We start from the raw sequence: 10066 nt of genomic DNA, 5'->3' as shown, positions 1-10066 counted from the left end.
GAGCACCGGACGAGCAGAGGTGGCACAACGGTGAGCCTGAGCACGGAACTTCCGGCCGCGGTCCGCGGACCGGCGGAACGCATCCACGAGTTCATGCTGGCGGCGGCCCGCACCGCACCCGACAGCCCGGCCGCCTGGGAGCCCGGCGAGGACGGCGCCGGCCGCGTGCTGAGCTACCGCCAACTGGAGCGCAGGGCCCGCGACTACGCCCTGACCCTGGACTCCCTCGGCCTCGACATCGGCGACCGGGTGATCCTGGAGTCGGACAACTCGGCCTGCGCCGTGGCCGCGCTGCTCGCCTGCTCGATGCTCGGGCTCACCTTCATCCCGGTGAGCCCCGAGGTCCCCACCCCGCGGCTGCTCGCGATCGCCGCCACCGCGGAACCCGCCCTCCACCTGCAGACGGTGCAGGGCGGCCGGGAAGGGGTCCCCGAGTCCATCGGGACGGCCCGGTTCGGGCCCGACGGGGTGGTCGTGGAGCGCGCCCCCGCCCCGCGCACCCGGCACCGCCGGGAGCCGGTCGGCACCGACGCCGCGTACATGATCTTCACTTCGGGCACCACGGGCCGGCCCAAGGGCGTGGTCATGAGCCACCGCGGGGTCCTGTCCTTCTACCGGGGGATGCGCCGGCACGGCATCGTCACCGCCGCCGACCGGCTGGCCACCACCTCGCCGCTGCAGTTCGACTTCGCGCTGCTGGACATCGGGCTGGCGCTCGGCTCGGGGGCCCAGCTGATCCCCGTACCGCGCGAACTGATGCACTGGCCGCGCCGGTTCCTGCGCTTCCTCTCCGACACCGGAGCCACCCAGGTCGACGGGGTGCCGTCCATCTGGCGGCCCGTCCTGCGCCACGAGGCCAAGGGGCTGGCGGCGCTGGCCGGGCAGGTGCGCGGGGTGCTGTTCTCCGGCGAGGCCTTCCCGCTGCCCGAACTGCGCCAGCTCCAGGACCTGTTGCCGCAGGCGCGGGTGGTGAACTGCTTCGGGCCGACCGAGGCGATGGCGTTCTCGCTCACCGACGTGCCGAACCCGCTGCCCGAGGGCGTCGACAAGCTCTCCATCGGCTTCGCCTACCCGGGCGCCGAGATGCTGCTGATCGACGAGCAGGGGCGGCCCGTGGAGGAGCCGGGCGTGGTCGGCGAGATCCACCTGCGCGGGCCCTCCCTCTTCACCGGCTACTGGGACGACCCGGAGGCCACCCGGTCGGTGCTCGTACCCGATCCGCTCAATCCCAGGTCCGGCCAACTGGTCTACAAGTCAAATGACTTGGCATACCGTGGCGAGAGTGGTGAGCTGTACTTCGTGGGACGGTCCGATCTCCAGGTCAAGATCCGCGGCAACCGGGTGGAGCTGGGCGAGATCGAGCGCCGGCTCCTGGAGTTCCCGGGCGTCGAGGCGGCCGCGGCGGTGGTCCGCCCGCGGCCGGGCGAGGACCCGGAGCTGTACGCGTACGTGGTTCCCGCCCGCGGATTCGACGCCGACCCCGTGTCGATGAGCGCCTTCTGCAAGCAGACCCTGCCCGACTACATGGTGCCGCGAAAAGTGGGTTTGATCCCCGCCCTCCCGCTCACCCCCAACGGCAAGACCGACCGCCGGGCCCTGGCGGCACTCGTCGCCGAGGAAGGCTGACCCCGATCGGGAACGCCGACCCGCCAGGGCCGGCCGACCCCAGGGGAAGGCCGGTCGGGGCCCGGGCCAGCCGCCCGGGCCCCGACCCCTGTCCGGACCCCTGTTCCCACCCCTATGCCGTTCCCGCTCCCCACCCCTGTTTCCACCCCTGTTCCGGCTCCCGGAGCATGCCGCCGCGCCGCTCCATCCGTTCACTGGTACATACGCCCCGTCCCAACTGCATTGGACAGTCCCCATGACCAGCTCCCTGAGCGAGAACGGCACCACCGGACCGGAGGCCAAAGCGGGCCGCAAGGAATGGATCGCCCTCGGCGTACTGCTCCTGCCCGTGCTGCTCGTCTCCATGGACCTGACCGTCCTCTACTTCGCGATCCCCTCCATCAGCGAGGACCTCCGGCCGTCCGGCAGCGAGCAGCTGTGGATGATCGACATCTACGGCTTCGTCCTTTCCGGAGTCCTGCTCACCATGGGTGCGCTCGGCGACCGCATCGGCCGCCGCCGCCTCCTGCTCATCGGTGCCCTGGTCTTCGGCGGCGGCTCCCTGCTCGCCGCCTACGCCTCCAACCCCGAGATGGTGATCACCGCCCGGGCGCTCCAGGGCATCGGCGGCGCCACCCTCATGCCCTCCACGCTCGCCCTCATCCGGAACCTGTTCCGCGACCAGACCCAGCGCCGCACCGCCGTCGCGGTCTGGTCCACCGGCATGGCCGCCGGCGCCGCGCTCGGCCCCGTGGTCAGCGGCGCGCTGCTCACCGGCTTCTGGTGGGGTTCCGTCTTCCTGATCAACGTCCCTGTGATGCTGCTCCTGCTGGTCGCGGCGCCGTTCCTGCTGCCGGAGTTCAAGGACGCCGCGGCCGGGAAGTTCGATCCTGTAAGCGCCGCGCTCTCGCTGGCCATCGTGCTGCCGGTCATCTACGGCTTCAAGAAGATCGCCGTGGACGGCTTCTCCGTCACGTACGTCGTCGCCATCGTGGTCGGCCTGGCCCTCGTCCCGCTGTTCCTGCGGCGCCAGCGCACCAGCGCGGACCCGATGGTCGACATCTCGATCTTCCGCACCGGTGCCTTCGGCGCCTCGGTCACCGTCAACATGCTGGCCTGCTTCACCCTGGTCGGCTACTCGCTCTTCTCCACCCAGTACATGCAGTCGGTGCTCGGCATGAGCGCCCTGAAGTCCGCGCTGTGGACCATCCCCGGCACCCTCGCGGTCGGCGCGGTCGTGCCCGTCGCCACCGTCCTGGTCCGGACCGTCCGGCCCGCGGTCATCATCGCCACCGGGTTCGCCATCGCCACCGTCGCCCTGCTGATGCTCACCCAGGTGCCCGAGGAGGACGGCCTGGTCCTGATCCTGATCGGCATCATCGCGCTCGCCGTCGGCCTCACCCCCGTGCTCACCCTGGTCACCGAGCTCGTCGTCGGCCAGGTGCCGCCGGAGCGGGCCGGTACCGCCTCCGCCCTGCTCCAGACCGGCCAGGAGCTCGGCGGCGCCCTCGGTGTCGCCGTCCTCGGCAGCATCGGCGCCGCCGTCTACCGCAACAGCGACTCGCTGGACGCCCCGGCCGGGGTGCCCGCCGACGCGCTGGACCAGGCCCGCGAGACCATCGGCGGCGCCCTGGCGGCGGCCGGGAAGCTCACCGGCGAGGCGTCCGCCAGCCTGGTCGACGCGGCCCGAGCGGCCTTCACCAGCGAGGTGCACGCCGCCTCGGTGGCCGGCGCGGTCGTGATGGCCGGTGCGGCCGTCTACGCCCTGATCGGGCTGCGCGCCGTCAAGACCGACAACGCGCGCGCCGCCGAGCTGGCCGCCGAGTCCGCCGCGGAGGCACCCAAGGCCGCCGTCCAGCAGCCCGGCACCGGCATCGCGTAACACTCGGCGCGGCCTCCGCCCGGAGGCCCGCCGACAGCCGTCCAGGACCTCAACCCCCGCCGGTCCTGGGCGGCTTCGCCATGTCCGGCGAAGACCGGAGGGATCCCGCGGGCGGTGCGTCGTAAGGGTAGGGCTGGGGTCGGTTCTGGGGTCCGACGGCCGATTCGTCTCCCTAGCATCGAATCGCGTTCGAGCACACGCTCGGAACTGCCAGGCACCAGGCTGGAGGAATTCCGCATGTCCCTGCTGGCAACCGATCCTGTCGAGACGACACGGTTCCGCGCATACGGGCCGCGGCAGCTCGACGAGATCGCCGAGCGCCACGGCCTGCCCGCCGACATACGGGAAACCGTCCGGCTCGTGTCGATGGTGCTGCCCTTCCGGGTCAACGAGTACGTCCTGTCGCAGCTCATCGACTGGGACCGGATCCCCGACGACCCCATGTTCCAACTGGTCTTCCCGCAGCGGGGGATGCTCACCGAACAGAACGAACGCGACCTGGCCGCCCTGTCCGCGGACCCCGCGCAGAAGGTCGCCCTGCGCACCCTCGTGCAGCAGATCCGCGGCCGGCTCAACCCGCACCCGTCCGGGCAGAAGGAGCTCAACGTCCCCACCCGGGACGGCGCCGAGGTCCCCGGTCTCCAGCACAAGTACCGCGAGACGGTGCTGTACTTCCCGAGCCAGGGCCAGACCTGCCACTCGTACTGCACCTACTGCTTCCGCTGGGCCCAGTTCGTCGGTGACGCCGACCTGCGCTTCGCCGCCCCCGACCCCCGCGGGCTCATCTCCTACCTCGAAGCCCACCCGGACGCGGGCGACGTGCTCGTCACCGGCGGCGACCCGATGGTGATGTCCACCGAACGGCTGCGCAGCCACCTGGAGCCGCTGCTCTCCCTGGAGAGCGTGCGGACCATCCGGATCGGCACGAAGTCCGTCGCGTACTGGCCGCAGCGCTACGTCGGCGACCCCGACGCGGACGACGTCCTGCGGCTGTTCGAGAAGGTCGTCGCCTCCGGGCGCAACCTCGCCGTGATGGCCCACTTCAGCCACCCGTGCGAACTCGAGACCGACCTCGCCCGGCGGGCCGTCGCCCGGATCAGGTCCACCGGCGCCCTCGTCTACTGCCAGGCCCCCCTCATCGCCAAGGTCAACGACGACCCGGACGTGTGGAGCCGGATGTGGCGGGCCGAACTCGCCCTGGGCGCCGTCCCGTACTACATGTTCGTGGAGCGCGACACCGGCCCGTACGACTACTTCCGCGTGCCGCTCGCCCGCGCGGCCGAGATCTACCAGGCCGCCTACCGCACCCTGCCGGGCCTGGCCCGCACCGTCCGCGGCCCGGTGATGTCCGCGACCCCCGGCAAGGTGGCCGTCGACGGGATCATCGAGAACGCGGAAGGCCGCTTCTTCCAGCTGCACATGGTGCAGGCCCGCGAGCCCGGCCTGGTCGGCCGTCCCTTCCTCGCGCACTACGACCCCGACGCGGCCTGGCTGGACGAGCTGCGGCTCGACCGCTCGGCGCCGGCCGACATCGCCCGCGCGATCGCCGGCCCCGCCTGGCGGGCCGAACCGGAACTCTTCGGCACCCGGGCCGCCGCGCCGGTGGGGAGCCAGGCATGACCGACATGAGGATGTCCCCGAACCTGGCGCTCAACCAGCTGGTGGCGCAGCGCCAGGCGGCCGGGGAGCCCCTGATCCACCTCGGCTTCGGCGAGTCGCGGCTGCCGGCCTTCGGCCCGCTCGTGGAACGCCTCGCCCAGGGGGCCACCCGCAACGCCTACGGCCCGGTCGCCGGTTCGCCCGGGGTGCGCGCCGCGGCCGCGGGCTACTTCGAGCGCCGCCGCATCCCCACCGACCCCGAGCAGATCGTGGTCGCCCCGGGCAGCAAACCGCTGCTGATGGCCATCAACCTGGCCGTCCCCGGCGACGTCCTGCTGCCCCGCCCGGCGTGGAACACGTACGCCCCCCAGGCCCGGCTGGCCGGCAAGCACCCGATCGCCGTCCCCATCCCCGAGGAGTGCGGCGGCGTACCGGACCCGGACGCGCTGCGCGAATGCGTCAACGCGGCCCGGGTGCTCGGCCACGACCCGCGCATCATGGTGCTGACCCTGCCGGACAACCCCACCGGCACCCTCGCCCCGCCAGCGATGATCCGCGAACTGTGCGCGATCGCCGAGGAGGAGGGCCTCCTCATCGTCTCGGACGAGATCTACCGGGACGTCGTGCACGACCCGGCCACCGACTACCTCAGCCCCGCCGAGGTGGCCCCCGAGTCCACCGTGATCGCCACCGGCCTCAGCAAGAGCCTGGCGCTGGGCGGCTGGCGCATCGGCGTGGCCCGCTTCCCCGAAGGGCCGTGGGGCGACTGGATCCGCACCGGCGTGGTCTCCGTGGCCAGCGAGGTCTGGTCGACGCTGGCGGGGCCCATGCAGGAGGTCGCCGCGTACGCCTTCTCCGAGCCCGAGGAGATCCGGGACCGGCTGCGGGCCAGCGCCCGGCTGCACGGGATCGTCGCCCGGGACGTCCACCGCATCTGCGTCGCGGCCGGAGCCAAGTGCCGGCCGCCCACCGGGGCGTTCTACGTCTACCCCGACTTCGAACCGGTCCGCGAGGAACTCGCCAAGCACGAGGTGGGCGACTCGCCGTCACTGGCCCGCAGGATGCTCGACCTCGGGATCGTGGTCCTCGCCGGACACCTGCTCGGCGACGAGGGCGAGGCCCTGCGCTTCAAGTGCGCCACCAGCATGCTGTACGGCGAGACCGCCGAGCAGCAGCAGCTGGCGCTGGACGCCGAGGACCCCCTCTCCCTGCCGCACGTCCGGTCCGTACTGGACCGGATCGAGGACAGTTTCCAGCGGCTCCTTTAGCCCCGTAAATGAAGCGGCCCGACAAGGATCTGAAATCCTGGTCGGGCCGGCCGGTGGATCCGGTTTTTCACGCGGTGGACTCTGTCGAGGTCATCAGCGTTTTCCAGAGAATATCCGGACTGGCGAAATTCTCCAGCTTCAGCGCGTCGTCCAGGAAACGGACGTCATAGGCGCCTTCCAGTGCGGCGAGCAGTTCGACCGTACCCATGGAGTCCAGTCCCAGATCCTTCAGTTGGGAATCTCCGGTCAGTTTCTCGTCGGGGGAGAGATAGGGCAGGAACGGACGGATGACGGCCTCGAAAGCGCCATCCCAGGTGTGATTCGCGAGTTCTGGCATACGGGAATGATGAGGGCGGCCCGCGACGGCTGTCAATGCGTCCCGGAAATGCGCCGGAAAATGAGGAGCAGAAATGGAATCAATAGCTTCGACAGCGCTGCACGCGCGTTTCCTGCGCGGCCTGGAAACATCCCCCCACGGGGTGGCGGTCCGCGTCGGGAAGGACACCGTCGACTACACGACGGCCCACGAACTGGCCCTGTCCTGGGCGGGAGCGCTGCTGGCCGCCCCCGGCGGGCCGCCGACGGCCGTCGGCATCCTGGCCGGCCGCAGCCTGACCTCGTACGTCGCCATCCTGGCGAGCCTGTACGCGGGCCTGCCCGCCGTGCCGGTGCTGGCCGACTTCCCGGCCGGGAAGATCGCCTCGATGCTCGACTCGGCGCAGGTCTCCGCCCTGGTCGTGGACGAGGAGGGCGCGGCCCTGCTCGGCGGGGGACTGGCGGGGCGGCTCGGCGGCCTCCCGGTGCTCGCCCCCCACCTCGACGAGGCCGACGCGTTGGCCCTGGCCGACGTCAGCGCCCTGCTGCCCCTGGCCGCGGGCCCGGACACGGCGCTGTCGGCGCCGCGGTCCGCCGCCCCCGAGGACGTGGCCTACGTCCTGTTCACCTCGGGATCCACCGGCCGCCCGAAGGGGGTCCGGCTCACCCACGGCAACATGGCGCACTACTTCTCGCTCATGGACGCCTGGTACGACTTCACGGCCGACGACGTCTTCTCCCAGGCCGCCAACCTCAACTGGGACTCGGCGGTCTCCGACCTGTGGTGCGCCTGGGCGGTCGGCGCCCCGCTCGTCTCCGTCTCCCCGCACGCCTACCGCGACCTGCCCGGCTTCGTCGCCGAGCACGGCATCACCGTCTGGTTCTCGGCGCCCAGCGTGATCTCGCTGTCCCGCCGCACCGGCCGCCTGGTGCCCGGCAGCATGCCCTCGCTGCGCTGGACGTACTTCGGCGGCGAGGCCCTCCAGTTCGAGGACACCGACGCCTGGCAGCGGGCCGCCCCCCACTCGGCGGTGGTCAACGTCTACGGCCCGACCGAGATGACCATCACCACCCACCGCCACACCTGGTCGCCCGAGGAGTCGACCCGGCTCGGCGTCAACGGCGTCGTCCCGCTCGGCCTGCTGCACGACGGCCACGCGGAACTGCTCCTCGACGAACACGGCGAACCCGCCTCCGACGAGGGCGAACTGTGGCTGTCCGGGCCGCAGCTGTCGGCCGGCTACCTCGACCCGGAGGACGGCCGCGGCAAGTACCGGGAGCAGGACGGCGTGCTCTGGTACCGCACCGGCGACCGGGTCCGCCGGCTCGCCGGCGGCGAACTCGTCTACCTGGGCCGTACGGACTCCCAGGTGCAGGTGCAGGGCTACCGCGTCGAACTGGCCGAGGTGGAGCACGCGCTGCGCGCCGCCTCGCCCGTCAGCGGGGCCGTCGTGGTCGGCGTACCCGTGGCCAACAGCACCGAACTCGTCGCCTTCTACCTCGGCGAGCAGCGCTCGCCGCAGGAGTTCCACCGCGACCTGGCCCCCGTACTGCCCGCCCAGCTGATCCCGCGCCACTACCACCGGCTGGGCGAGTTCCCCCTCAACACCAACAAGAAGACCGACCGGCTGGCGCTCACCGCCCGGGCGGCCGAACTGCACGGCACACGCGTGCCGGTGCCCGTCCCGTGAGCCCCGGCTTACCGACCCGATCCACGCGATCCACCCGAAGACCATCACAGCCACCACAGTCCCAAAGAGGAAGTCCCCCATGCACAGAAGACCCTGGCACCGCCACACCGCGTTCCGCAGGCTCGTCCTGCTCGCCGTACTCGCACTGACCGCCACGCTGTTCACCGCCCCGTCCACCAGCGCGGCGTACGTCAAGTCCTCCTGGGCGTCCGGCGGGCACGACATCCGCAACAGCCGGTTCAACCCGCAGGAAACCACGATCAACAAGGGCAACGTCGGCCGGCTGAAGGCCAAGTGGACCTTCGCCACCCGCGGCGACGTGTCCGCGACCCCCGCCGTGGTCGACGGCGCCGTGTACTTCCCGGACTGGGGCGGCTACCTGCACAAGGTGGACGCGAAGACCGGCAGCCCGATCTGGTCGCGCAAGGTCTCCGACTACACGGGCGACGCGGCCTCCGTCTCCCGGACCAGCCCCGCCGTCGTCGGCGGCAAGGTGTACATAGCCGACTGGAGCAAGGCCGTCCTGATCTCGGTCGACGCGGCCACCGGCAACAAGGTCTGGAGCAAGGAGGTCGACACCCAGTACAAGGCGGTGCTGACCCAGTCGCCCGTCGTGCACAACGGCGTGATCTACCAGGGGGTTTCCTCCCGCGAGTCCGAGGGCGCCCTCGACCCGAACTTCCCCTGCTGCACCTTCCGCGGCAGCGTGAACGCCTTCGACGCCGCCACCGGCGACCGGATCTGGCGCCAGTACACGACCCCCGACAACGGCGGTCAGCCGGGCGGCTACAGCGGCGTGGCCGTCTGGGGCACCCCGGCCCTGGACCCGTCGACGAACACCGTGTACTTCACCACCGGCAACAACTACACGGTCCCGCAGTCCGTCAGCGACTGCCAGTCCGCCGGCCACACCCCGGCCGAGTGCTACGCCCCGGACAACTACGTGGACACCGTCCTGGCCCTCGACATGGGGACCGGCCAGGTCAAGTGGAACACCGGAGCCAAGCGGTTCGACGCCTGGAACACCGGCTGCATCCCCGGCTTCCCGCCCAACAACTGCCCGCCGAACCCGGGTTACGACTACGACTTCGGCGACGGAGCGCACCTGATCACCATCAAGGGGCCGGACGGATGCCCCCGCAAGGTGATCGGCGCGGGCGAGAAGAGCGGCGAGTACTGGCTGATGGACGCGACCACCGGACAGGTGGTCTGGAGTGCGGCGGCGGGCCCCGGCGGCCACATCGGCGGCATCCAGTGGGGTACCGCCAATGACGACAAGCGGATCTACATCGCCGAGGCCAACTTCAACCGCGGGCCCTACCAGCTGGCGGACGGCACCACGACCAACCGCAGCTCCTTCGCGGCGCTCGACCCGCAGACCGGCAAGATCCTCTGGCAGGTCGCGGACCGCACCGACGGCTTCGCCTGGGGCGCCCTGACCACCGTGAACGGGGTGGTCTTCGGCGGCTCCACCAGCGGCCGCATGTACGCCTTCGACGGGGCGACCGGCGCCTACCTGTGGGACTTCACCGCGCCGTACTCCTCCAACGCGGGCCCGGCCGTCGTGGACGGCACCGTCTACTGGGGCAACGGCTACGCCCGCTTCGCCAACGGCGGCGGCACCACCGGCAGCTTCACCGAGGGCACCTTCTACGCCTTCACGGTGGACGGCAAGTAGCGGATGCGCAGGACGGGCCGGTACCCGA

Annotated in this window: 7 protein-coding genes; 6 read left to right on the top strand and 1 reads right to left on the bottom strand. The window is 71.4% G+C overall.

Features of this window, described 5'->3' with window-relative positions; all coding sequences use genetic code 11:
* Positions 1-30: 30 nt before the first annotated feature.
* The 4 genes from AB0O21_RS25495 to AB0O21_RS25480 all read left to right on the top strand — a co-directional run bounded on the left by AB0O21_RS25495 (position 31) and on the right by AB0O21_RS25480 (position 6354).
* The gene (locus AB0O21_RS25495; protein ID WP_365174335.1) at positions 31-1626 is read left to right on the top strand and encodes an AMP-binding protein; all 1596 of its coding nucleotides are present in this window, start codon (positions 31-33) and stop codon (positions 1624-1626) included.
* A 235-nt stretch (positions 1627-1861) separates the two neighbouring features.
* Positions 1862-3487 carry an MFS transporter gene (locus AB0O21_RS25490; protein ID WP_365174332.1) on the top strand — a complete coding sequence of 542 codons (1626 nt, stop codon included), beginning with the start codon at positions 1862-1864 and terminating at the stop codon, positions 3485-3487.
* Positions 3488-3724: 237 nt separating this feature from the next.
* Positions 3725-5107, top strand: coding sequence for a lysine 2,3-aminomutase (locus tag AB0O21_RS25485; RefSeq protein WP_365174329.1), 1383 nt, complete (start codon positions 3725-3727; stop codon positions 5105-5107).
* Complete coding sequence (locus tag AB0O21_RS25480; protein WP_365174326.1) at positions 5104-6354, top strand: aminotransferase class I/II-fold pyridoxal phosphate-dependent enzyme; 1251 nt, start codon at positions 5104-5106, stop codon at positions 6352-6354. Before AB0O21_RS25485 ends, AB0O21_RS25480 begins: the two co-directional genes overlap by 4 nt.
* Before the next feature lie 67 nt (positions 6355-6421).
* On the opposite strand, the gene AB0O21_RS25475 is transcribed toward AB0O21_RS25480, so the two are convergent.
* A complete protein-coding gene (locus tag AB0O21_RS25475; protein ID WP_365174323.1) occupies positions 6422-6691 on the bottom strand; it encodes a phosphopantetheine-binding protein in 270 nt (89 codons plus the stop codon).
* Positions 6692-6764: 73 nt separating this feature from the next.
* Here AB0O21_RS25475 and AB0O21_RS25470 point away from each other — a divergent pair, with 73 nt between their 5' ends.
* Both AB0O21_RS25470 and AB0O21_RS25465 read left to right on the top strand, forming a co-directional pair.
* A complete protein-coding gene (locus AB0O21_RS25470; protein WP_365174321.1) occupies positions 6765-8360 on the top strand; it encodes an AMP-binding protein in 1596 nt (531 codons plus the stop codon).
* Between the two features lie 79 nt (positions 8361-8439).
* Positions 8440-10038, top strand: a complete 1599-nt coding sequence (locus tag AB0O21_RS25465) for a PQQ-binding-like beta-propeller repeat protein (protein WP_365174318.1) — start codon at positions 8440-8442, stop codon at positions 10036-10038.
* Positions 10039-10066: the final 28 nt, after the last annotated feature.

The sequence above is a fragment of the Streptomyces sp. NPDC091371 genome, assembly GCF_040684275.1.
Lineage (GTDB): Bacteria > Actinomycetota > Actinomycetes > Streptomycetales > Streptomycetaceae > Streptomyces.
The sequence above is the reverse complement of the archived record's forward strand: the minus strand, read 5'-3'. Positions and strand labels throughout refer to the sequence as shown.